The organism is Dyadobacter beijingensis DSM 21582 (assembly GCF_000382205.1).
GTDB classification, from domain to species: Bacteria; Bacteroidota; Bacteroidia; order Cytophagales; family Spirosomataceae; genus Dyadobacter; species Dyadobacter beijingensis.
The window spans coordinates 349,978-375,855 of the sequence record NZ_KB907788.1 but is presented as its reverse complement, the minus strand read 5'-3'; the positions used below and the strand labels follow the sequence as shown (position 1 = coordinate 375,855).

The 25,878-nt window shown below is 55.4% G+C and carries 11 protein-coding genes; all 11 read right to left on the bottom strand.

Features of this window, described 5'->3' with window-relative positions; all coding sequences use genetic code 11:
• Nucleotides 1–119: 119 nt before the first annotated feature.
• Nucleotides 120–3,329, bottom strand: coding sequence for an FG-GAP-like repeat-containing protein (locus H144_RS33330; protein WP_019942933.1), 3,210 nt, complete (start codon nucleotides 3,327–3,329; stop codon nucleotides 120–122).
• A gap of 121 nt (nucleotides 3,330–3,450) precedes the next feature.
• Nucleotides 3,451–5,007 (bottom strand): glycoside hydrolase family 30 protein, encoded by a 1,557-nt coding sequence (locus H144_RS0115165; protein WP_019942932.1) that lies wholly within the window; start codon nucleotides 5,005–5,007, stop codon nucleotides 3,451–3,453.
• 69 nt (nucleotides 5,008–5,076) lie between these two features.
• Nucleotides 5,077–6,768 carry a RagB/SusD family nutrient uptake outer membrane protein gene (locus H144_RS0115160; protein WP_019942931.1) on the bottom strand — a complete coding sequence of 564 codons (1,692 nt, stop codon included), beginning with the start codon at nucleotides 6,766–6,768 and terminating at the stop codon, nucleotides 5,077–5,079.
• Nucleotides 6,768–9,902 carry a SusC/RagA family TonB-linked outer membrane protein gene (locus H144_RS0115155; RefSeq protein WP_019942930.1) on the bottom strand — a complete coding sequence of 1,045 codons (3,135 nt, stop codon included), beginning with the start codon at nucleotides 9,900–9,902 and terminating at the stop codon, nucleotides 6,768–6,770. The genes H144_RS0115160 and H144_RS0115155 overlap by 1 nt, the downstream gene beginning before the upstream one ends.
• Before the next feature lie 152 nt (nucleotides 9,903–10,054).
• Nucleotides 10,055–14,233 carry a two-component regulator propeller domain-containing protein gene (locus H144_RS0115150; RefSeq protein WP_019942929.1) on the bottom strand — a complete coding sequence of 1,393 codons (4,179 nt, stop codon included), beginning with the start codon at nucleotides 14,231–14,233 and terminating at the stop codon, nucleotides 10,055–10,057.
• Nucleotides 14,234–14,361: 128 nt separating this feature from the next.
• Nucleotides 14,362–16,716: a PDZ domain-containing protein gene (locus H144_RS0115145; protein WP_019942928.1), complete on the bottom strand. Its 2,355-nt coding sequence runs from the start codon at nucleotides 16,714–16,716 to the stop codon at nucleotides 14,362–14,364.
• 61 nt (nucleotides 16,717–16,777) lie between these two features.
• A complete protein-coding gene (locus tag H144_RS0115140; RefSeq protein ID WP_019942927.1) occupies nucleotides 16,778–19,909 on the bottom strand; it encodes a PVC-type heme-binding CxxCH protein in 3,132 nt (1,043 codons plus the stop codon).
• A 429-nt stretch (nucleotides 19,910–20,338) separates the two neighbouring features.
• A complete protein-coding gene (locus H144_RS0115130) occupies nucleotides 20,339–22,102 on the bottom strand; it encodes a flavin monoamine oxidase family protein (RefSeq protein ID WP_019942925.1) in 1,764 nt (587 codons plus the stop codon).
• A gap of 15 nt (nucleotides 22,103–22,117) precedes the next feature.
• The gene (locus H144_RS0115125; protein ID WP_019942924.1) at nucleotides 22,118–23,314 is read right to left on the bottom strand and encodes an FAD-dependent oxidoreductase; all 1,197 of its coding nucleotides are present in this window, start codon (nucleotides 23,312–23,314) and stop codon (nucleotides 22,118–22,120) included.
• Between the two features lie 38 nt (nucleotides 23,315–23,352).
• Nucleotides 23,353–24,198 carry a heme-binding protein gene (locus H144_RS34870; RefSeq protein ID WP_033402718.1) on the bottom strand — a complete coding sequence of 282 codons (846 nt, stop codon included), beginning with the start codon at nucleotides 24,196–24,198 and terminating at the stop codon, nucleotides 23,353–23,355.
• A gap of 307 nt (nucleotides 24,199–24,505) precedes the next feature.
• Nucleotides 24,506–25,813, bottom strand: a complete 1,308-nt coding sequence (locus tag H144_RS0115115; RefSeq protein WP_019942922.1) for a Gfo/Idh/MocA family oxidoreductase — start codon at nucleotides 25,811–25,813, stop codon at nucleotides 24,506–24,508.
• Nucleotides 25,814–25,878 lie beyond the last annotated feature (65 nt).

Sequence of the window (25,878 nt, the reverse complement as noted above, 5' to 3'; positions counted from 1 at the left end):
ATAAACCCAAAAGTAACTTGTAACTGTAACATTACAAAACCTGCACGACACGAAAACGGGCCGGTCCACAAGAACCGGCCCGTATCAGGCAAACCACCATCATGGACGGTTTCCCGTTACTACCTGACAATGACAAACCTCCTTACCTCGCCCGTGCCGCCCAAGCGCAGCTGATAGGCGCCGGCAGGCAATTTTTGCACGTTCAAGCGGCCTTGTTGGAGGTTCGCGCGCAGGCGCAATGTGCCCGTAGCGTCCCAAATTTCCGCCTGGGAATTGGTTTCGCCTTGGATATGCAATTCGTCCTGAACCGGGTTCGGATACAAAACCAGCTCCCCGCCGCGGCCCATTGACGCTTCACGGATGCGGCTGAATGTAAATGTACCGTCGGCATCGACCATTCTGAGACGATAGTAGTTTATACCCGCCTTAGGCGCCGCGTCCGTAAAGTCGTAGCCGATTACCTGCTTGCTTTCACCGCTTGCATTCACATTTCCAATGGTAGCCCAGGTCTTGCCATCGGTGCTGCGGTTGATCTCAAAATGGCTGCTGTTGCTTTCTTCGGACGTGCTCCAAACGAGCTTTACAGCATTCCTTTCTTTCAAAGCTTCGAAATTCACGAGGGTTACCGGCATCGGGTCGTTGATCACTTTCAGTCTTACCTGGCCCAGATCGGCGTCGTAGGTAGTTTCCCATATTCTAGGCGCAACGGATGGAAGGTTCAACGTAGCAAAGGTGCCGGTGAGCGACAGGCCGTCTACGATGATGAATTCATCGTTCAATTGCGGAGTAAATCCGTTGATGAACGATACGTTGAGCGTACCGCCTGCCGTGAAAACGCCCGACACGGAGAGCAAATCATGGCCTGTTCCCTGCGTAGTACCGCCGATCTCGATGTCGAGGTTACCCGAATTGGTATAATTGCCTGAGAATGTAAATATACCCGGAGAATTCCCCGGCGATACGGTTCCCGCGTTGGTGAAATTTTCATACACGACATTACCAACTCCATCCAGCACACCCGCACTGGTAAACGCGCCATTCACTACAAAAATGGCCGTGCCCGTTTTCAATGTGCCTTGATTGTTAACATTCTTCACGTCATATATGCCCGTCGTCAGCGTCACGGTAGCGCCCTCGGCGATGTTGGTAGCGCTGGCGTTAGGCCCCGGGACGGTCGTTGCGTCGATCCAGAAGGTATTATCCTGTGAAGACTGCCATCCCGACGCGGACAGCCAGGCGGTCGTGGCACCTTTCGTGCGGTAGTAATCCGTTGGCTGGCTTACTTTGTAAACGGTGTAGGCGGCTGCGGAAGTGAATGCGGATTCCACGCCGGGCGTCACACCGGCAATCCCCGTGAAATTGAGACGGACCATACCATTGCCTGAACCGGTATTGACAGTCACCGTGTAAGTCGTGCCCGAACCGGTGACCGTGCCTACCGACGCCCCGGTCACCCCGGAACTTGTCACCGAAAAATCCTCTGCCGCAAGCCCCGACACCGATTGCGCGAATACCACCTGGTAACTCACAGATGCCGCATTGGTTGGGGTAGACGCGAGCGGGGTAATAGACGAGACGGTGGTTTTGGTATAAAAGCTCAGCGGGTTGCCGTACACCACGCCAAGCGAATTGTACGCATAGGCGCGTACGTAAATGCGCGTTCCCGCGGGAATGCCGGCCACAGTCTGGCTATAAGAACCGACGCCTGAGCCCATCGACACCCGGTTGTCAAAGATCGTGGGGCCCGACGACGTAGCCCAAACCACGCCGCGTTCTGTAACGGGCGATCCGCCGTCGTCGACCACCTGGCCGCCCATGGTGGCGGTGGTAGTGCCGATGTTGTCGGGAGAATTGGTGTTGACGCTCACCGGTACCACGATCACGCCCGTCGTAAATGCGACCTGGTTACTGGCACTTACACCGCCGAAAATCCGTCCCTGTCCATCCTTGAAAGCACCTTCGTCGATCAGCAGGTAATAGCCGGTGGAAGCATTCAGGTCCGATGGCGGGTTAATCGTGATCTGGGTGCTGTTGCTGCCCGATACCTGCGGGCCGCTGGCGGCAATGGTAGCGATCGTGCTATTGTTGCTTGTGCGTTTGATCAGGATATTCTTTCCTGCCACAGGCGTTACCGCGGCACTGAAGTTGAGGACAATGTCGCTGCTCACCGCTACGCCCGTAGCGCCGTTGGCCGGGTTGGAACTTTGCAGCGTCGGGCGCGAGCCGGCCTGGATGTACAGGAGGTTTTGGCCTGCGGCCGTGCGATTGCTTGTGAAAACGTCGTCGTCGCCGTCGTGGTCCCAGTCCGCCACGTGGGCATAAGTGGCGCTATTGAAAAATGTAGCTTTACCGGCCAGATTTTCAAACGGGTTCGTGTTCAGGTTGGTAACATTCGCAAACGCGCCGCTGCCATTGTTGAGCCAGGTCTGGATAGGGTTGCTCATATCCCACGTTTGCAGGTCAATATCCCCGTCGGAATCGAAATCGCCGTAAATAAACTGCGTCTGCTGCGCGATAGTCATCGCCGAGAAAGGGCTTGCAGCACCGGTGACGAGCACGTATTTGCCATTGTCGTTACGGCAAAAAACCTTATCGCCGTCAGCCATTCGCCGCACTACGAACACATCGTCGTCGCCATCATTGTCCCAGTCGGCCACGTAGGCATCCTGGGCTTTCAGATAGAACGCTGCTTTGTCCGGGAGGTTGTCGAAGGGATTGGCCGTGCCGGTCACTTTCGTGAATGTGCCGTTTCCATTGTTGCTCCAAAAATCGTTTACGGCTGCACCGTTCGCGTAGGTGTGCAGATCAATGTCGCCATCGTTATCGAAGTCGCCGTAAATCAGCTGCGTTTCATTGGCGATCGTAATGGCATTAAAAGGACTTGCCGCCCCTTCAATTTCCTGGAAAACCCCGTTGTTGTTTTTGTAAAAAATATTCTTCCGGGGATTTCCCTCACCCCGTCCGGTAACCAGGATATCGTCGTCGCCGTCGTTGTCCCAGTCGGCCACGTGTGCATACTGGGCATTATCGAATGCCGCTTTGGCCGGCAGGTTGTTGAAAGGGTTGGCCGTGCCGGTTACCTTGGAAAAATTACCAGCGCCGTCGTTTCTGAAAAAGTCGTTTTCCGGCGCGTCCTTTTTGTAGGAATGAATGTCGACATCGCCGTCATTGTCGAAATCACCGTAAATAAATTCGGATTCCCCGGAGATAGACAGCCCGGGAAACCGGCCGGAGACTTCCTGAAATTTGGGCACAATGTCTACGAAAACCGTGGAGCTGAGGGCTAGGAAACTGAGCGCGGCGAGGCTGTAAATAGAGGTTTTCTTCATAAATAGGGATAGATGGATAGAAAGTGACCGCAAGTAGCTTGTCTGGTAGTCAATAATTAACCAAAAGTATACTAGCAATCCTCTTTCTACTCATCCAATCCCCGATCAGGCCATCATTCGGTTACATTTTATTATTAACCGTCATAATACTACGCGCCTTAATCAACATTTTGCCAAAATCGGGCACATTAACTGGCATCAGGTCGCCCTTTGCGGACGTTTCGAAAGCTTTCCCGGCAGAAATAGTTTTACCCGACGCGAGCACGACGTTTACCTCCCGGTCCTGGTTGTCGTTGTTGATAATCACCATCACCAGCTCCCTGCCGGCATTCACATACGAAGAAACCAGCAGACCATCCGTGCCCAGGCTGCTCGACGCTTCCACCCGCACGGCGCCCGGACGCACGAAACGGCTGAAATTGCCCAGCGCCCAAAGCATTTTGGAAGACTGAAAATTCCCGTCGGTTTTGTTCTGATCAATGTAAACCAGCCCGTCCTTGTAGTCGTACGGCGAAACGGAAATCCACCAATGCCAAGCCGAAGCGTTCGCGTTGACGAGGTCGTTGTGGATCACCCTGGCAATGTAAAGTCCCGCATCAATACCCAGGTCGCGGCCTTCGCCCCTGATCTCGCCTTCGTTGTCTCCCAGAATGCAGTATTCCGACATCCAGTATTCCAGCCCCGGCACCGTCGCCAATCCGCCGGCAAGCTGCTTTCTTTTAGCCACCGCATCTTTGTAGGGCGAAGTGGTGAAATAGCTGTGCCCCGAAATCGCCGGGAGCACATTAGGCAGGCTACCGACGTAGTCCGCGCTGTTTTTGTCAAAAAAAGTGGAAATCTGGCTCGCGCGGCCAGGCCGGTTGTGCTCCGAATACAGGTATTCGATCTGTCCCGCCTCGGCAATATTGATTTGGGTACTTAAATTCTTTTTCAAAAGCGCGGCGCTGAGCGACCGTGTGATGGCGGCGATCTGGTTGTTGAAATAAGGCGTCCCCTCCTGCCCGCCGTCGCTCCAATCCCATTGCGGCTCGTTCACCGGGCTCACATATTGAAAGGTAACGCCGGTTTTCTTGCGCACCCCGTCGATCACGTCGGCCAGGTAGCCGGTGAATTTGTCGATTTGCTGAGCAGGCAGGTTCGGCTGGCCGTTCGTGGCGTAGCCCTTCCCGTTGGTTGTAAACTGAACCGGCGGAGTATTAGGAAACACTAAAAACTCCCCCACGCCGCGCTCTTTGGCCGCATGGAGAAACCACATTTGCCCAGCCTGCTTGTTCCAGTCATACCCGCCGTCGTTCGCGAAGAACGACTCGGCGCGGCGCCATTCGTCGCGGATACCGCTCGCATCGCCCTGCTCGGCCGTGCCGCCTCCTGCATTAAAGCGCCACAGCGACAGGCCAATGCCTTTCACACGCCCGTCGGCCAGCGTATCGCGACTGAACAGCAGGTCGGCGATGGCGTTCTTCTTCGCCAGCGGCCAATTGCCCACAAACTGGCAGGCCCAGGCATCGGAGCCGCCGAAGTGGCGGATGGTCTGGTAGGTTTTCGAAGGATCGATGCGGATCGTGATTTTTTCGGCGGGATTTTCGGTACCAGCGGCCGGTTCCGCGCCTTGGCAGCCCGTGGAGCCGGCCATGAGAAGCCCGAGGAACAATGTTCCGAGGTGTTGCGTGAAATACATGGTATGTCAGGGAATGGATATAAAAAACAACTCCCGGCGGTGGAGGCGCCGGGAGCGAAACTGTTCTGATCAATAGCCCGGGTTTTGTTCGAGCTGGTTGTTCGAAGCCTGAATTTCGGTGCGCGGGATCGGCAGCCAGTACTGCTTATCGGCAAAGCTGCGGCCGGTAAGCGCTTCTTTTCTCGTGTAGGTAAATGCGCTGCCGCTCTTTCCGATTTCAATGCCGTAGGCGGGCACATTCTCGGTCACGTTCGCGACTTTCCAGCGGCGTACATCATAGAAACGGTGCTCTTCAAACGCCAGCTCGATGCGGCGCTCGTTGCGGATGCGCTCGCGCATCTGTGCCTGCGTAAGGCCCGCGGGCAGTGCGGGCATGCCTACACCCGTGCGCTGGCGGATCGCATTCACGGCCGCATACACGCTCGCGTCCGGGCCCGACGCTTCGTTTTGCGCCTCGGCATAGTTCAGCAGGATCTCGGCATAGCGGAAATAAATCCACGTCTGCGTACCAGCCACGTCCCAGGGGTTATCGATCGGCAGGTTATCGTTCATGAATTTTTTCATATAATAGCCCGTCTTCGAAGTATTCCAGTTAGACGGACCGTCTTTGCTATCCTTTCCACCAGGCGTAAATGTCTCCACGGTACTCGTGCGGTACGAGGCACCATTGTACAAAATCGTCGCATAGAAGCGCGGATCGCGGTTTTTGTAAGGATTTTTCGGGTCATAGCTCGTGTTCGCGTCGGTAATGCGGGTTCCGTCCATCATTTCGTAGTCGTCCACCAGGTTTTGCACCGGCACGTTACCACCCCACGCATTGTAGCCGTTCGGCCCGTTGGCTATTTCGAGGCACACGTGGCGCGCGCCCACCGCGTACAGACGGCCGAAGATGATCTCGGAGTTGTCCGTTGTGGTGAACAGGTTCCCGTAGCCGCCGGTATAGAGGGTGTATTTGTTCAGGTCCATCACCGCTTTCGCTGCCGCCGCGGCCTGCTGCCAGGTTCCGGCATTATAAAGCGGGCTGGCCGAATAAAGCGCGAGGCGCGATTTCAGTGCCAGTGCCGCGCCTTTCGTGGCACGACCCAGTTTCCAGGTCGTATTGTCGTTCGCGGCAGGCAGCAATGCAGCCGCCTCATCCAGCTGTGCGATGGCGTAGTCGAGGCCGGCCTTGATTTCAGAGCGCTGGAAGAGTTCCGGGCTCGTCAGATCGTCGCTTACTTCATATACTTTATCGCCCAGGAGCACCACTTTTCCATAGTTACGGATCAGGTCATGATAGCGGAATGCGCGGATAAATTGCAGCTCGCCTTTCAGGCGGTTGCGGCGGCCTTCGCTCATCGGCACCTTGGCAATGTTCGCCAATGCGTAGTTGATCTCGCGAATGCTCCGGTAGCTGCGGCCCCAGAAGGTACCAGCGATACCGGTGTTCTCCGGCGCGATCTGCCCCCGCTGGATCAGCCAGGTATTGTCATCGTTATTGTAAATCGACTCGTCGGTCACCGACGACCACATCGCATATTCGAATCCGCGGCCGAAACCCGGCAGCGTCCCTTCCGCTTCCTTGTCGGTGAGGCGGGTGCCCATGTAGCGGTTGGTTACGTAGGCTTCGAACAGGACCGAATCGGACAGAATGGAGGCGTCGGACACGCGGTCGGTAGGTACGACGTCGAGGAAGTTCTGGTCGCAGGCAGACAGCGAAAACAGCATCGCTCCGGCCAGTGCAGGTAATGAAAGTCTTTTTATGCTAATCATGGTTTTCATTAGAATTTAAGGTTGAGGCCCAGGTTCAGGATGCGCTGCTGCGGGTAGAACTGGCCGCTGGTGCTGTTACCTTCGGGATCGTAATCTTTCACGCCCGTGATGGTGAACAGGTTGAATGCGCTGGCGTAGATGCGCAGGGACGAGATTTTCAGCCTCGATAATGCCTCTTTCGGCAGCGTATAGCCCAGTTCCACGTTTTTCAGGCGGACGAACGAAGAATTGTTGAGCCAGAAATTATTGGCATACAATCCGCCGTTGATCGACGAAGAAGCACGGGTATCGACGCGCGGGAAACTGCCGTCCGGGTTGGAAGGGCTCCAACGGTTATCTGCCCAGCTGCTGTAAAAGTTACCCACCTGCCCCGACTCCGGCAGCACATACTGGCTCACCATGCCCTGTCCCGAGAACACGACGGCCAGGTCGAATGCATCATAACCTGCGTTGAATGTGAGGCCATAAGTGAGCAACGGCACATTGCCGTATTTGCTCCGTACCTGGTCGTCGGCGGTGATTTTGCCGTCCTTGTTGTAATCTTCGAGGATCAGGTCGCCCGGCTGTGCGCCTTGTACGTGCGGGTAAGCGTCGAGGTCGGCCTGGGTGCGGAAGATACCGAGGGTATTGTAAAGCAAATTGGTATACAATGGCCCGCCTGTCTGGCGCTGGTAGTCAAGGGCTCCCGGTGCTTCGTCGATAAAAATCACCTTGCTTTTCGCATAAGTGACGTTACCGGAAATGTTGTACCGGAACTTGCCGTTATGGTTATAGCCTACCGTCGCTTCCACCCCGGTATTGTTCACTTTTCCAAGGTTTTCGTCTGGCACCAACGGCGTGTTGTCGTTGGTTTTGTACGGATTCACAATCCCGGAAGTATTTGGAATAGACGCATTTCTCGCCGCCAGAATGTCCGAACGCTGCTGTTTGAAATAGATCACTTCGAGATTGAAGTTTTTCAGGAACACCGCATTCAGACCAATATCCAGTTTCTTGGACGTTTCCCAGGTAATATTCGGGTTTGCAAGCTTGGTAAGGTCGATCCCCGGTGAAATCACGCTGTTGCCCAGCACGTACTGGTTCACGAACGAGTAGTTATTATAGAATTGGAATTGACCCACATTGTCGTTACCCAGCGTACCATAGGAAGCCCGGAATTTCAAATCGTCGATAAAATTGACGCTGTTTTTAAACCAATCCTCTTCCGAAATACGGTAACCTGCCGAAACCGACGGAAAAAAGCCGTACTGCTTGCCCTTCGGGAATACCGACGATCCGTCGACGCGCGCCTGCACCTCGGCGAGGTATTTCTCATTGTAATTGTATGCCAAACGCCCGATGTAGCTGCGACGGGTGAAATTGAAGCTGCTGCCCGAGTTGTTCTTGTCGGTCGCCGCGGCACCGCCCTGCGAAAGCTCCGGGGTAGACGTGGTAGGAAAATTGATCCGCGTTGCACCGAATTTGGCCTCGTTGCGCTTGTTCTGTTCGTAAGCCACAAACGCGTTGATGTTGTGCTTGCCGATTGTTTTCAGGTAGTTCAAACGCAGGTTCTGCGTAATGTTGGTGATGTTGAGCTGCGACTGGTCGATCGAAGCCGCACCGGCCGATCCACCCGTCACGACGCCCGTATAAGCGCCGGTGCTTTTGTTGTAATTATAAAGCGTGTAAGGCGTGCTGAACGACTTCGAGAAGTTGAACGATTTATCCACGGAATAAAACCCGTCCACGGAAAGCCCGTCCACAAATGGCAGGTTGTAGCTCGCGCGCAGGATTCCGTTGAACACAGACGTCGGGTTGCTGACGGTACCGCCCATATCGGTGCCCAGCACCACCGGGTTCTGGTTTTCCACGCCCGTCGAGTAATAGCCGTTCGGGTATTGCGCGATCACCGTCGGATATGCCCGGTAGATCGAACGGAAAGTATTGCCTGCCGAAGAAATCGGGAATGCCCGGTTCTCCTGACGGCCCGACAGGCCCAGGCTAACCTTGAAGTCTTTCGTCACATTCGCATCGATATTCGAGCGGAAATTGTACTGCTTGTATTTCGTAGCGCCGTTTTTGTACAAACCATCCTGGTAAATCGTCCCCAGCGACACGTAATACTTCACATTATCGGTACCGCCATTGATGGCCAGGCTGTGCTGGTTCTGCAAGGCGAAGTTTTTCAGCGTCTCCTTTTGCCAGTCGGTATTTGGATAATTCAAAGGATCGGAGCCATTACGGAACTTCTCGATTTCATCGGCCGAATAATGCTGGTTCATCCCGCCGGTCGGGTTGTTGTAATAGTCGATCTCGTTCATGATCGTCGCGTAGGTAGATGCGTCCGCCAGTTTCGGCAGGCGTGTTGGCGACGAAAAGCCCTGGTTGAAGCTGTACGAAATGACCGGTTTGCCCGTGGTACCGCGCTTGGTGGTTACGAGGATAACCCCGTTCGCCGCGCGGCTTCCGTATACGGCCGCCGAAGCGTCTTTCAGGATGGAAATGCTCTCGATATCATTCGGATCGAGGCGATCGAGGCCGCCTACCTGGCCGGGAATACCGTCCACGACGATCAGCACGTCGTTATTTCCCGTCGTCGCAAACCCGCGCACGGTGTAGCTCGACCCGTCGTAACCCGGCTCGCCGCCGCGGTTGTTGGCTACAAAACCCGAGAAACGGCCTGCCAGCGAGTTGGAAAGGTTCGGCTGCGGGCTCTTCACGATGTCCGCTCCCTTCACTTCGGAAACAGAACCCGTCAGAGTAGCTTTTTTCTGCGTTCCGTACCCCACTACTACAATCTCGTCGAGCGTTTTGTCGTTCGGCGCCAGTTTTACATCGAGCTGTGAGCGGTTACCGACCGCGATTTCCTGGTTGATATAACCAATATAAGTGAACACAAGCGTGCCGTTCCCGTCGGGCAGGTTCAATGCATACTTGCCGTCGACGTCGGTAGTGGTACCGGTGGAAGTGCCTTTCAGGATCACGCTCGCGCCCGGGAGGCCTTCGCCGTTTTCGGCCGTCACCGTGCCTTTTACGGTGAATGTGTTTTGCGCAAATGCGGAGAGGGACATGAGCGCGAGCAGGAGCATCGCGCATGTCGACCGGAGGGTGGGACCGTGAGCCGGCCTATTCTGCCCCGGAACATGGTAAATAGTTTTTCTCATATTTTTATAAATTGATCAATCAAAAGTAGGACTATTTCAACCCGGCCATAGGGGGACATTTTCGCATTAAAGAGGGGGTGAATTCACAAAAAATGCCCGATTCTGTTAGAATCAGGCATGAAAAACCGGGGATACTCCAAAAAACGGGCCCGCTACACCGACTTTTTGCGGAAAATGTCCTTGTCGATCGTCGTCTGCTCGTGGAAGGGCTTTCTGAATTTCTTCACGTAATCCGACGGCTTCATCCCGAACAGTTTCTGGAAATGCTCGCGGAAGTAGCGGATGTCGTTAATGCCGACGCTGAATGCCGTCTCGCTGATCGTGATGTCGGTCGTGATGAGCAGCTGGGCCGCCTTGCGCAGGCGTATGAAGCGTACAAAGCTCGTCGCCGATTGTCCGGAAATGGATTTAATGCGGTTATACAGCGTGGAATGGCTCATGCCGATCTCCGAGGCGAGCAGTTTTACATTGAAATGGGGGTCGGTTATGTGGTTTTCGACAATGCGGATACACTCGGTGAGGAACTCCCTGTATTCGGCCGAAATCTTGAAATCGCTCGTTTGCAGGGTTATTTCGTTGTAAAAATAGCGCTGCAAATCGTTGCGGTTGCGCAGGATGGATGCCACGCGCGCTACAAGAATGTCTTTGTCGAACGGCTTGGAAATGTAGTCGTCGGCGCCGCCCTCGATGCCTTTCAGGCGCACGTCCTGCGAGGTACTGGCCGTGAGCAATATTACCGGAATGTGGCTGAGGGCCATATCGAGCTTCATTTGCCGGCACAGATCGATGCCTGATGTGCCGCCCATCATCACATCGCTGATGACGATATCGGGCAGGTGCCGGCGTACGAGTTCCAGCCCCTCCTCTCCGCTCCCGGCCTCGAACATTTTGTATTTTCCCGCGAAAACGGTTGCGAGGTACTGCCTGATTTCCGCGTCGTCGTCGATCACGAGCATCGTATGGCTTTCGGCCGACGCTTCCTTCATATCCAGCAGCTCGCTTTGCCAGTTGGCCAATGCAGGGACCTTCGCAGGCAGGGTGCCTTCCGCAATTTCTTCCAGCAGCACAGGTGTGCGCATTTCCGCCCGTACGCCCGTACCCATCGACGCATCGGCCAGTGTCCCGGCGCGTGTGACCAGGTCGGGATGGCTTTTCCATAGCAACACATGAAATGCGGTGCCCTGGTCGAGCTCCGATTCATACCATAACTCGCCGAAATGGCTTTCGACAAATGTTTTGGAAAGATATAACCCGATCCCGAAGCCTCCTTTGGCTGCAAAACGGCGGTCGGCATATTGATGAAAAACCTTGAAAATATCCGCGCCCGCATCGGCAGGAATGCCCGGGCCGGTATCACTCACGAGGATTTCGACCTTTTCACCCCGGTCGGCCACCGTTACCGATACACGGCCATGTTCCGGCGTAAATTTCAATGCATTGGAAATGAGGTTAAACACGGCGATTTCGATCTTTTCCCAATCGCAAACGATTTCGATTTCCGTCTCCGGGAGTGTCAGCTCGTATTGAATATGCTTTTGCTCGGCCTGGTGCAGGAAGCATTGAAATGCCTCGGTAACAAGCTGCGGCAGGTTATGCGCGGCGGGTTTGAGCTGGTCGGTCTGCTGATCGGCTTTTCGGAAAAGGAGCAGCTGGTCTACCAGGCTGAGTAACCGCTTCGCATTCCGGTAAATGATGTGGGTGCCGGTATCGGCATTGGCCGCCTGCATCATTTCACGGATGGGATTGATAATGAGTGTCAAGGGCGTCCGGAATTCGTGCGAGACATTGGTAAAAAACGATAATTTCTTCTCGTTCAGCTCCATCTGCTGCTGCGTTTCCAAATGCGCGAGCTGCACCTCGTACTTCATTTTCTCCTGCCCGAGCTTGTACTGCTGGTAGTAATACAGCACCAGCCCGACCGCCAGGATGTACAGCAAATAAGCCCACCAGCTCCGGTACCAGGGCGGCATGACGCGGATCGGCAGGGAGGCATAATCCTCGAACCAAACCCCGTCCTGGTTGGCAACTTTTACTTTAAACTCATAATTCCCCGACGGCAAATAACGATAAGTTGCCGAACGCTCATTCTGCACATAGTTCCAATCCTTGTCCAGGCCTTCGAGCATGTACGCATATCGCGTAAGCTCGGGATAGGCGTAGTTCAACGCCGTGTAGTCGATCGAAAACACGGGCTGGTCGGGTTTGATGGTAAACCGCCGGGCCTTTTCGAGATATTCGAAAAGCGAAACGGCCTCATTGCCTACGCGGTCCTCGCCGAAAATCCGGATGCCGCTGATCATTACTTTCGGCTTGTAGCGCGACGCGCTCACCTGTGCGGGGTCGAACAGGTTCCAGCCCTCGGTACCGCCAAAGGACAGCATGCCGGTTTTGGCATTATACAAGGCGGAGCCGGGATTGAACTGCCCCCCCTGCAAGCCGTGGCTGGTATCGAAATTCTCGATCGTGCCCGTCGCCGCGTCGATGCGCGACAGGCCTTTGTTGGTACTGATCCAAACTTTTTCCCTGCTTTCCGGCTGGATCGCATTCACTACATTGCTGGCTAATCCACGTTTTTCGTCAAAAAAGCGCACCGATTTCTCCCGCGTATCGAACAGCAGCAGCCCGTTGCCCTCCGACCCTACCCAGAGACGGTCGCCGTCATCCATATACAGCGAAAAAATGATGCGGTTGGATAAATACGGCTCCTTACCTGGCGCATTGAACCACGACACGAATTGCATCGTGCGGGTATTCAGGTAGTTGAGCCCACCGCCGTACGTCCCGATCCAGAGATTTCCATATTTGTCCTCGGTAATGGCGCGGACGTCGTTGGCATTAATGGAACTGTTGGAAGGCACAAAATTACGGAAGCGGCCCGTGCGCTCGTCCAGCAACCCCAGCCCGCCGCCATTCGTCCCGACCCACACACGCCGCCGCGAATCCTGGTACACGACGCGGACATCGTTTTTGCCAAGCGAGTGCGGGTCGTTCGGATCGTGCGCGTACCGTTTGAAACTATCCGAGGCGGGATCATAGCGAACGAGGCCTTTGGAATAAGTCCCGAACCAGAGGCGGTCCTGTCTGTCGCGATGGGCGGCGATGACGGCGCCGTCCGGTAATGCACCGGGCGCGGAGGAGGCGGCATAGTGCTTCAATGTCTCGCCCGTGGCAGTGGTTTTATAAATGCCGTCGCCATCGGTGCCGATCCACAGAAAGCCGTCCTTGTCCGCGCACATGCCATAGTAGCGGAGGTAACTCTCGGCCCGCGAGTCGATGGTTTTTTGCTCGAACTTCCGGAATTTCTCCGGGATGGCGCTGATCAGGTAAGTACCTTCGCCGTACGTACCGAGCCATACGTTCCGGTCTTTATCGATAAACAGCGATTGCACCGACCGCTGGGTAATGCCCTTGCCGTCTTTGTCCTTAACCTGCTCAAAAACAAACGATTCCGGCTTGCGGGCGGCGATCTGCGACAATGGCAGCCGGTATAGCCCGCCGTCCTGCACGCCCACGAGGAGGTTCTGCTGCCGGTCTTCGATGAGCGAAAGGTAAATGTCGCTTTGATGGAAAGTGTTGACATGGATGTCGTAAAACCTGCCCTCCGACCGTTTGAAAAGCACCAAACCGCGTGACGACGCGATCCAGACATTGCGTAAATGATCTTCGTAAATGGCATTGATCCGTGTCGAAGGCACATTCGCGTAATCCAGTTTCGCTTTCACGAGTTTACCGGCAGCATCGGGTTTCCAGACTTCGATGCCGCTGTCGCGCGAGCCGAGCCAGAGCATTCCCTGCGAATCCTCGAAAACAATGAGCACGGAATTGGTGAAAAGCCCCGGCAGCGTTTGCTGGTTATAAAAGGTAAATTGGTGATTTTGCGTATTAAATGCAGCGATCCCCGAGCCATTCAGCGCCAGCCAGAGCCGGTCGCCCGCACCCTGGCTGATGTCGCTCACGTCGTTCCCGACGCCGCTGGTGTTTCGGAAAGGCTTGTACCGGTTGAAATTCTGCGTAGCCGGCACAAATTCCCCGATCCCGTCCCGCGAGGAGACCCAAATTGTGCCGTTTTTATCGCGGAGAATCGATTTGACATAATTACCCGGCAAACTGCGCGGGTCATTGCGATCAAACTGGAAGTTTTTGAATGCCGTGCCGTCGAACCGGCTCACACCGTCGCCCGTCGCGAACCACATGAGGCCGTCGTTGTCCTGCACAATGCCGTTTACGACGCCGAACGACAACCCTTCGCGGATCGAATACCGCAGCACGCGCCCCGACGCATGGTCGGCCGCGCGCGCCAGTAACGCAACGCAGCAAAATGCAAGAAGCATTACAGTTGAAAACATGCGTCGCTTTCCCCGCATAACCCGCATTTCTGACATATTTCCCGAAACAGATAATCAATATCCACCCGCATTTTTTCAAAGCGGAACTTCAAATATACGGGAATCGGCGACGACTATTTGAAAGAAACCGTCAACTTCTGCAAGGCCTGGTTCCTGAAAACAGCCACTTCCCCTTCCCCCATCCAGTTCACTTCCTGATATACGTCCATCAGTTCGCTGACGTTGCCGATTTCACGGTGGTTTAGCACGCGGATCACGTCACCCTGCTTCATCCCCGCCTTCGCGAGAATGCTGTTTTCGGGCACTGCTTCCACCACGACGCCCTTTTCGTCGGGCAGCCCGAAAGCCGAGCGGTCGCCCAGGCCATTCACATTCCGCAGCTTGCCGCCCAGCCAGGCCGCTTCACTCCGGTTTCCGGCCGCCGTCACCGGATCGGCTACGGGCAACGGCACTTTGTCCGCCTTACTTCTCAGCGCCGGCGACACCACGCCGAATGCATGCATATCAAAATTCACAAAACCCAGCCGCAATGCCGGACTGCCCGGTTTGACGCGGTAATCGCCATTGGCTGCATCGACAAACATCGGGTCGCCGGCGAGGCTATGGCCGTCGGTACCGTTCCGGCGTGCTTTTTCGAGCGCCTGCTGATCGGGGAACAGATTGTGGTCCACCTCTTTCCCCCATTCTTCTACGCGGATCGGCGCATAGGGCTTCGTGACGATGTTTCTCCGGAACACATCCCCGCTTTGGGCAAACCACACGTGCGGATGGAAGGAATTGTTGATCATGATATTGTTCTCGACGACCCGGTAAAAGCCTTCCCGAAGTTTAAGTCCCCCATTCAGGCATACATTATTATAGATATGATAGTTGGAACTGCCGTCGTCGAGGTCGATGTCCCAGCCGTGATCGCAGCGGAAGCGGTTGTTGCGTATGGTGATGGTTTTTCCCGCATCCAGCAGGAACATTGCCGGATGGGCTGCGGCGAGGCTGTCCATCGTTTCGCGTACGGGGTGCCAGAAGCGGTCGCGGCCCCAGGAGTTGAACGACCCGTGGTCGCCCGTTTCGAGCACGGTATTGAACACGTCATTGTACTCGATGACGTGGCCGCCCCAGGTGCCTTCGCTTACGTTAATGCCCGCGCGGGGCACGTTTGAAATGGTATTATGGCTCACGGTAATGTCCATGCTCATCGAAATCTCCACGCCGGCCACCTGCTTTTCCACTCTTCCCAGGCCGTTCATCAGATTGTCGGATACTCTGCATCCGGCCGGATAATTGTTCGTTTTCGGTCCCGGTATCAGGTCCATCCGCGCGTAAGGCACCGACTCGTGGTATTCAAAAGCGGGCGAGCGCACGGCCGCAGGATCGCCTGCGAAGCATACACCGCTGGCCCCCGTCTGATCGAAATGGCACCCCGACACCTCGCCATCGCGATTGTAATTACTGAAAAACACCCCGTTGCCACCGATCGCATTGAAATGGCATTGCCGCACGGCGCAATGCTCGGTACCTTCCAGCAGGACCGCGCCACCGCGGTAAATGGCCCAGTCGCTGCGGAGCAGCGGCTCCCTTGTTTCCATAAAAGTGCGCAGGGTATGCGCCAGTTCGAAACCTTCAATCGCAATATTTCTGACAGGCTTTTCCGCCGATCCACGGAACTCGAACAAATGCCGGATCTGCGGGGAGAGCACCTCGCGCGCATCGCCCGGCGCGTACACGTAAAGCGTTTTGGTTTTTGTATCAAAAAACCATTCATCCGGCGCGTCGAGCTCTTCGGGCAGGTTTTCTATAAACCGGTATTTGTCGTGCATGCCCATCTGACGGTTGTTCTGGTAACCGCCCTCCCACACGAGTGTACTATCGTTGGGTTTGCCGGTGACGCGGTAATGGTAGTCGCCCCACTCGTGCTTATGCATAGCGTGGATGAAGGCGCCTTCGGGATGCTTCCACGACCTGATTCTGGCAGGCGAAAGCACATCCGCCGAGTAACCGCCGAAATGGCTCGCTTGGGGATCAAAGTTCGGGTACCGGGCCATATGCAGCTTCCTGTCGCCGATAAAAAGCTGGTCAAAAACGGCGGGCCCGGCTATTACCGCCTTTTGGACCTGGCCTTTATGAGGCTGCCATTTCACGGGCACCGCCGCCGCACCGCTGATCGTCACCTTCTCCCCGGGAAATGCTTTGTAGATCACCTCCTGCCCCTCCGCACGCGAATCCTCCGGCCCGAAAACCACGGGTTGGGTGAGGTAATACGTGCCGCTCCGCACCCAAACCGTTACTTTCCCCCGCATTCCGCGCACCTTGCTGCGCGCCGCGTCGATCGTCGCCAGCGGCTTCTCCTTCGAACCGGGATTCCGGTCGCTGCCGTTGCGGGCCACATACAAATCGGCCGCCCAGGCAGTTTGAATGCACAGGACGATGAGCGCAGCAAGCGGGCTGATCCGTTTAGCAAGAGTTTTAAGCATAATTAAGTACACAATGGTGCGGCCCAATGGGCGACGTACCTGTTTATATGTTAGTCAAAGGTTATTTCAAAGTACGAATATAAGCGAGCAAATCGGCTACCTGCTGGTCGGAATAAGTGTCTATCAGGCCTTTCACCATAAACGAACGGCCGCCGAGCATGCCCTGGCTTTTGATTTGTCCGGCGGGAACGAAAGTTTGCGCGCCCCCCATGAATGCGAGCGTCGTTCCGCGTTTATCCTGGCTCACAAGGTAGCCTTCCAGCGTGGTACCGTCGGTTTTGCTCACGCGGTATACGGCGTAACCGCTTTCCACGGCAGCATCGGGGTCGAGCAGTGCCGTCAGGATCGCCTCATTCTCCCGGTTGGCCGAACCGTCGAGCGAAGGGGCAATCTGCTGGCCCTTACCAGCTACCTGGTGGCAATTCAGGCAGGTTTGAAACAGCACATTACCGGCTTCGGCATTGCCCTTATGCTTTTCCGCTGCGGTCATGTATTTGTTCAACCGGGTTTTAAATGCCTTTTTCCGGGCCGTTTCGAGCGCTTTGGCGTTGGTTAGCAGTTTGGTTGATTCGGGGTCGTTTTTACGAAGGGCTGCCACCCGCTCGGCCGCAGGCACATCCACGAGCGCGGTATTCAGTTGTTTGTTTTCAATTAAATGAATCAATAAATCCGCCCCTGCCCGCGACGACGGGAGCATGCTCGTCAACCCGATCTTTTCGGCATCGTCCAGAGACGGGACAAACTTTTGCGCTGTAAGCCGTGCCGCTGCCGGATCGGCTTTTGCGAGCAAGAGCAGCGCCGAAGCGCGTACTTCAAATGCATGCTGCGCATCGTCAGCCAGTTTGTTCGCAGCACTTTTGCCCGCGGATGGATTTGCTTCCAACGCTTTCAGTGCCAGTTTTACGGAAGCGGCAGGCATATTTCTGTCCAGTGCCCCAATCACCAATGCCACAGATTGCCCCATTCCAAACCGGCCGACGGCGTCGAGTCCCAGGTCCAGGTCGTCCTGAGCATTACTTTTCAAAAGCCGCGCGACCGGTGCTTCGAGCAGTGAGGTCAATTCTGCGGACTGCACCTGTGCCTGGTTGCGGATCGCGTAACGGACTAGCTCAGTCGCCTGCGGCTGTTCGAAAGCGGGTTTCACCATCGCGGCGATGCGCGGGTTAGCGACCATTCCGGCGATGCTGACGAATGTCGGTTCGTCGATTTCCGACCTGTTCGCCCCCGGCCAGAAACGCAGGAAAGCATCGTCGCGCTGCTGGCGGGGCAATGCCTGTATGGCCCATAGCAAGTTTTCCACCGGTACCTTCGCCACATCCGTGCCTGCAATGAAGCGGTTCAATGCCTCCGCGTTTTTTTCCAGTGACATCCGCGCGAGAAACCGCTCAAAACGCCGCTCATAAGGCCCGCCCAAGGACTCGCCGGGCAACTCCGGCTTGCACGCCGCCACCAAAATACTTACCCCGGCGGCATCCAGCTCCTTCGTTTCACCCAGCGTGCGAAGCACCTGCGCCCGTACCATCGGGTTCGGGTCGTCGGCCGGCTGCTTCACCCGCGCGGCAATTTCAGCCCCATTTAATCCGAAACTACCCAAAGAACGCACCGCCTCCCGGCGAATATCGTCCGAGGATTCGGCCAGCAGCCTGCCCATCAGCGTGTCGTCGAAACGCTGCAAACTTTCGAGGCACCAGAGCGCATGAATGCGCGTGACCGCATCCGCATCGCGATCCCCGGCAATGGCGACGATCGCCTGAACCAGTCCGCCGGTTTCTTCGCGTGGCCGGTCGGCGATCTGGTGCCAGGCGGCCCGTTTCGCCCACAAGGAGGGCGAGCGCAAATGCGCCGACAAGGCGGCAGCGGGCATTTGGTAAAAATCGGGAATTTCTCCTGGCTGCTGGCTCATGTGGCGTATGCGCCAGATCCGGCCACGCGTTTTATTGCGGTCGGGGTGCGTGGTGGGCAGTTCGTTGTGGGAAATGATTTTGTTGTACCAATCGGCAATATACAGGCAACCATCTGGCCCGAACTCCATATTCACGGGGCGGAACCAGTCGTCAGCCGATGTGAGCAAGTCAGGCAAATGCGCCGCCGTGACGGTACCATCCGCATTTCGGACTATTCTGACGGCATTAATGGAGCTTGTGATCGGGTTGGCGAGAAATGCCACATCGCGGTATGCTTCGGGGAAAGAACCGGAGGCGTCGTCGGCAAATGCCGTCCCGGAAATACCCGTACCGCCCACCCTGAATGGGTGCAGCGCCGGCATAAACGGCTGGTAGGGCCTCAGCCGCTCATTTCCAATACCCGGAAATGCCGTACCGGGTTCCATCGGCACCACGGAGTAGCCCAGGTCGTTCGCCTCCGAACCGTACCATTGTCCGCTGCCCCGCAGCTGAAAGCCCCAGATGTTGTTCAAACCTGCGCTCACCAGCTCCATTTTTCGCCCGTCCGCTGAGAAACGGGCGATTTTACTGAAATCCATTTTCAAACTATCGCCGCTCACGAGCGATCGCACGCGCCCGCGGTTCAGCGCACCATGACTGAAATGAATCCAGTTACCGGGCGCCCGTGTGAGCACATGCGCCATCGTGTGCGAGTCGGTGAACCCGAAACCCGTGAAAAGCGGTATGCGTTTGTCGGCCTTGCCGTCGTGGTCGGTATCGTCCATGAAAAACAGCTCCGATCCTTGCGCGACGTACGCGCCGGTGCCATACGGCAATATACTCATCGGAATGGTGAGGCCGTCGGCCCAGATATGCGGCTTCACGGGGCCTTTGCCATACAGCCCCGAAAGAATGATCACCTTATCGGTACCCTTCGTTTCACCCCTGTATAATTGAAGAACGCGCTTGAAATTCGGGTGGTTGCGCTGCGCCCGCTCGTCGTCCATGAGTTTGAGCAGATCATCCCATTGAATGTCCGAAATCGGGTCGAGGGGGTACATCCGCGCCGTCTGCGTCCACAACCTGCCGGCATCATCGAACGTCAGGTCGATCGGGTTGATAACGCTATCCCGCTCGCTCGCCACCAGCTCCACGACAAACCCCTCCGGCACCCGAAACCCGGCCAGTTCCTGCTCCGGCGTATTCGCCACCTTCCTGACCGAATGCGTTCTGTCCTGAGCGAATGCGGGGGCGGTGCTAACGGCGGCGGCGAATGTGAGGGGTAGAAGGATGTTTTTGAGCGGTTTCATAAGAGGAGATTTGGCGGCTATCAGTACAAAAAGGAAAGGCTGTGTTTGCTTTTACTGATACCTTGATCGAAGAGTAATTCACACCAGCCATTTGATAATCGTCTGGATAAAACATTCCGCTGTACTGCTTATAGACTTAGTGCTCTTGTACGTAAAAATCAATCAGTAAAAATCTTTTATCCAGCTGAGCGGCCAGATCGCGACGCACCTGAAATCATACGGCGGCTGCGCGAACAGGTGGTATTGCTTCAAAATCATCAACAAATTGCTATTCAGGGCAATTGACCTGTGGGTGGAGATCATCCAACAGATTTAGCGAGAAATCTGATTATGCATTATGGGCTATAAAACTGGATATTATCGTCATATAATCCCAACAAAACAGGCAGCCCTAGAGCTGCCTGTTTTGTTAATGGCGGTCCTTCGTTTTTACCAGCCCATATAGTAGTCATCGCTAATCCAAACCGGCCGCGTCAGGCCGAAATGCTCTTCCAGCATTTTTTCCGCTTCGCAGAATGCGCCTTCTACCCAGCCCTGCTGGTCCGAATAGGCTTCTCCTACAATGTGGATGTCCTCGTCCGCGTCGGGTTTGCGCATGTAGGGCATCACGTCCTTGACGGATACGCCGGCTTTCCATGCGTGGTAGCCTGCTCCGAACGGGTCGTCGGACCAGTCGCGGAAATACGTGACGTACGGTTCGGGAATGGTTACCTGCGCGCCGTGGACTTCCCGGAGCTGCGACATCACCTCGTTCACCATCAGCTCCGTAGCTTGCTCATGTTCAAGTGCTTTCAGTTCGTTGAGCGAAGCGGATTGCGTCGCGCGGACTTTGAATAGCACCGTATCGTCCGAAAGCGCTTTCCAGAATGTTTCGGTTTCCATATCGCCGTAGCTGCCGAGCAGCATCGAGTTATTGTTTTGCGGATCGGTACCGAAATAATAGCATTGGCGCATCGGCAGGTCGGTGATCGAATGCCCCGAGTCGATGCCAAGCTGTTTCCACCACGGTTCGGGGAAGCCCATCAGAATTTTGAATGCGGGTTCCATGATGACCGAACGGATGTTGCGGTCGAGCACGGTATTCTCGTTCGCGTTGAAAAAGAAATTCTGCTGATCGAGCAGTTCGAGCGATTTGCGCGGCATTCCGAGGATGATCGCATTCGCGTAGGCGTGCCAGATGATGTTGCCGGGAATGTTCAGGAAGGTGAGTTCGTAACGGTATTCGTCGCGGAGCTCGTGGCCTTTGGAGAAGGTCAGCAGCTTGTTTTCCGACCAGATCGTGGCGCCGGGCTGACTGGTATACTGGTTCGCGAGCGCATAGGCGATGCTGTCGTAACCTTCCTCGATCGTCTTGTACGTAACATCGGCCGAGAAATCGCCCACCATGTAGGGAAATGCTTCGGCCGCATTCCAGTTGATCGTGTTGGAATAATAGCCGCCCGCATTCGCTACAAACTGGTAACCTTCCTCCGAAACCTGGTCTTTGATGAGGTTCCAGAAACCCAAATCATTGACTTTGCGGCCATGATAGGGTGAGCCGGGAAAATTATACGTAAGTACCGGCTTCACCTGGTCCCAGTCCACGCTCGTGAGCATGAAGGCATAGTCGTACTGGCTCGGGCCTTTCGATACTTTATCGGAATAGTTGGCCACAAACCACGGGTCGGCCATGAGTACGTCGTAAATAATCTTGTTGAACAGCTGGTCGGAGCTGAAACCAATGTCGTCGTCGTTGAGGTAATAGCGGGTCACCAGCTTTTGGCCCTGCTGCTGCGCCACATTCCAGGCGTCCTGTTTGAAATGCTCTTTGCGCAAATAAAACAGCAGATCGGCCGGGTTACCCATCGGGAACGGCACGGGCGTCATCCGGTCGGTGAGGACAAACTGGCGCTTGGCCGGGTCCTTTTCCGTGAGCGGATAGCCCTCGATGAGCGTCGTCACGATTTCCTGCGAGGTAAGGTAACGCATACCGCCGAGTTCGCCCCAGAAGTTCATGCCGGGCAAAATCACGGATTCGAGCCGGCCGCCGAGGCGATCGCTCAAATCAAAGATCTGCACCTGTTCCGGCGTGTATTTACCCGTGCTGGTCAGGCGAAAGGCGCTGTACAGACCCGACGTGCCCGCGCCGATGATTGCGACCTCCGTTTTCAGGCCGGGCTGCATGCCATTATTGAGTGGCGTGTTTTTGTTCATGTTGATGGTTCAGGTTTAAAGCGCTTTGAAATAATTGTAACCTAGTTTAAACGGCGTGATATCGAAGGTCGAGTGGCCATCGAGTGCCATTTCCGTAAGTATTTTGCCTAGAAACGGCGTGAATTTGGCCGCCCAGCCGGTGGCATACACGACGATATTCTCGTGATTGGGCACATAAGGCGGCGCGAAATCGATTAGCAGCTCTTTGTTCTCGATCTTGCTGAGGGCGATCAGGCACGTGGAGGTGTAATGCGGTGTGGGGTCGAGGCCGGTCATGTGGTCGCGCACCCATTGCGCCGTGTACGCGAGCTCCTTCGGGTTAGGCACGAGCGTACGCTGCTCGGGGCTCGTGAGCGGGTCGATCACAAAGTCGGGCGCGACGCGGATGTATTCGGGATGGTCCCACACCGCACCCGGAAAGCCGTAAAACTGGTTCCCGTTGGACCCGATCGCATTCTGGAACACAAACCAGGTCGGATACCGGATCGCCGGATCGGTCTTTTTGAAATAGCAGGAAGACATATTCCAATAGGTAGCCTCGATCGTGAACCCGAGCAGGTTAATGACGCTATCGACATACGGGCCGGGCACCAGCACCAGCTTTTCACTTGTAAATGTCCCCTTCGGCGTAATCACGGTAAAGATTCCGCCGTTCTGCTCAATGCCCGTCACGGGCGATTCGTCGCGCAGGGTCGTGTAAGGGCTTCGTTCGCAGGCCTGATACAGCGTTTCGATCGTCGCCCGGAAATCGATGCTCGCGCCGTCGGCCTGGAAGAGGCCGGTGTAGGTTTCGGGCAAATTCCTGAAATGGTACTGCGTTTCGATTTCCTTAGCGGTGAGGCTGGTGTAGGGCACATTCAGCGCTTTGAGCGCCTGCTCGGCCTCGGCAATGTTTCCTTCGGTGGAATGCACCGAAGGATCACCGAACCATAGCGTACCAACCTTATCGAGCAGCGTTTTCGGGGTAAGGCTTTGGAGCTCATCCCAGTAAGGTTGCGCGTCGAGCGCCATTTGCACCATATATTCCTCCGGATAAGGAATGCGGTACTGCCTCGAAACGCCTGCGGAACTGCCCAGCTGGTTTTTGAAACTGAATTGTTCCAGGACCAGCGTTCTGGCGTTCCTTTTTCCGAGATGGTAACCCGTGGAAAGCCCCATGGCCCCGCCCCCGATCACGATCACATCAAAGTGATTTTCTGCCGGTATTGCCATAGTAATGGATGTTTTTTGTGAAGGATAGAATGTTCAGCTTATTGTTTTACCAAAGTATTGATGTTCACATGCGGCCATTGGATCAGCTTGGATGGATCGTGGAACTGCGGGATAAACTCGATGATCGAATTCTGGGAGTATTGCAATTGCAGGAATGAACCACCCGTCGTCTGGTTCTGCACCGTTTCAATCCAGTAAGTGGCTTCGAAACTGGTGGTGTTCGCATTCTGCACGATGAACGGGATGTTCGTAATACCTCCCTTGTTGGCGGTATTGACCGAAATCGTCGTCGTGGAAGTGATCGTCTGGCCGGCAATGGCGTCCTGCAAGGTGGCATTCGGATTTACCTTGTTGAAACCGGGCTGCGGCGTGAGGTAAGGATCGGTGTAACCCAGTGGCTTCGAGCCGGGGCCGGTAATGGGTAATGTGCTGATCGCCGGGATCGTTGGCGCACCGCCGGTGACCGACGAGCCGCCCAATGCAAGCAGCGAATCGCCGTGCGGTACCGAGGCTTGCCGGGCAATGCTGAATTCGTCGGGGCAGTCGTTCAGCAGCAGCCAGGTGCCGTTTTCGGCGTGGAGCAAGCTGCCGTCCACGTTGCTGTGAATGCTGAGATGGTACAACAACGTCGGTACCTGCTGCACGATGTGTGTGCCGCGGTTGGGCGTCGGCGTGCTCAGGGGCGTAATGGTCAATGTTTCCGTGTAAGGCTGAACGAGCAGCAGGAAGCCGCCTTTCTGGTTGGGCACCGCTACGAGGTTCCATCCCTTGTTCCCCACCCAGGTGCCGATCAGGTCGGTAAGCGGACCGAACATCGAGGTGGTTTCTTGTGGAGCGCCGCCCAAACGGGTCGTTTGGGGGACATTACTAGCAACTTTTAACATGGTGTATGAATGGTTAAATTGAAAATGAATTCGGACTAGAATCATGGCTGTGCCCGCTTCGCCACTATCTCAATCCTCCTTCACCGGATTGCACCATTCCACGTGTTTATAGAACTAGTTTTACAATTTACTCAAACTTAGGTTACTTAAAATCGATTCAGGCTATCCTCTCCGTTAATCTTATTTAACGGTCAAAAAAAAGCGAGATCGGTTACAATCGTACCGATCTCTATAACCATTCAAATATGTATTGGTAATCTATCATGTTCCGCAAGCATTTATGCGGACCTGGGTAGCTCCCGCGAAACTACACGCGGGGCATTTTGTAGCCATTGTGGTATTCGTGGGTAATGAATTTGTTGGCGGCTGCCACATCGAACTCCCCTTTTGGCGCATTCCAATGCAAAGTACTGCCCGTTCGGTAAGCGATATTGCCCATTTGCGCAAGGATAGCCACGTCTGCGCCCGCACGTATGGGCGCATGCAGGTCGCCCATGCTGCGCGAGCGGATCACCTCCACGAAATTGCGGGCATGCTCATCGAGGCCATTATCCGAAGAATTCTGAAACGGTACGGCTTCCATTCTGTTCTCATAGGGAACCACTTCCCAGCCTCGCCGGTCGAGAATGAGCGTACCGTTTTCTCCGAGAAAAGCGATGCCGTGCTGGCGGTTATAAATACCTGCTCCATAGCCGATTACATGCTCCCATTGGATATTAAAACCCTCGTATTCGAACAGGGCGGTCATCGTATCGGGTGTTTCGGCGCCGGGGTTACGCAGCATCGAGCCGCTGGAGCTGATCCTTTTCGGGGTATTTGCCGCTTTCATGCCGAGCATTGCATAATCGAGCAAATGCACGCCCCAGTCTGTCAGAATGCCGCCGGCGTAATCCCAAAACCACCGGAAACTGCCATGAAACCGGTTGCTGTTGAATGGCCTTTTCGTAGCCGGGCCTAGCCACATGCCGTAGTCGACCCCGGCGGGCGGTATGCCGTCGGGCTGCTGCGCGACGGGGCTTCCATAATTGAAATAGCCCCAAACTTTTACCAGTCCGACCTTACCGAGCTTGCCGGCATGCACGAAATCGACGGCATCGCGGAAATGTTTCTGGCTCCGCTGCCACTGCCCTACCTGCACCACGCGCTTGTACCGCTCCTGCGCGGCCACCATCGCGCGGCATTCGGCGATGGAATTCCCGATCGGCTTTTCCACGTAAACATCCTTACCCGCCGCGCATGCCTCGGCCATCATCAGGCAATGCCAATGGTCGGGCGTACCGATTACCACGGCATCGATGTCCTTATTATCCAGCACGCGGCGGTAATCGCCATAGGTTTTCACCTGAACGCCTTTCCCGGCCAGCTCGGCGGCCCGCTTGTCGAGCACGTTGCGGTCCACGTCGCATAATGCCACGCATTCCACGCCGGGATTTTTCATCACCGCGTTGACATCCGCCCAGCCCATGCTGTTGATCCCGATGGCCGCGACACGGATTTTATCGGCCGCAGAATGGATCGGGCGAGCGTGCGCGAACGGCACCATTACCGGGGAAAAAGCAGCGCCGACTCCCGTCGCTGCGGCATTCCGGATGAATTTTCTTCTCGAAATAGTCATGACAATTCAAGGTATGGAACAGGTGAGATAAAAGCCTCGGCACCTGCGTTTTTACCGCAGATTTT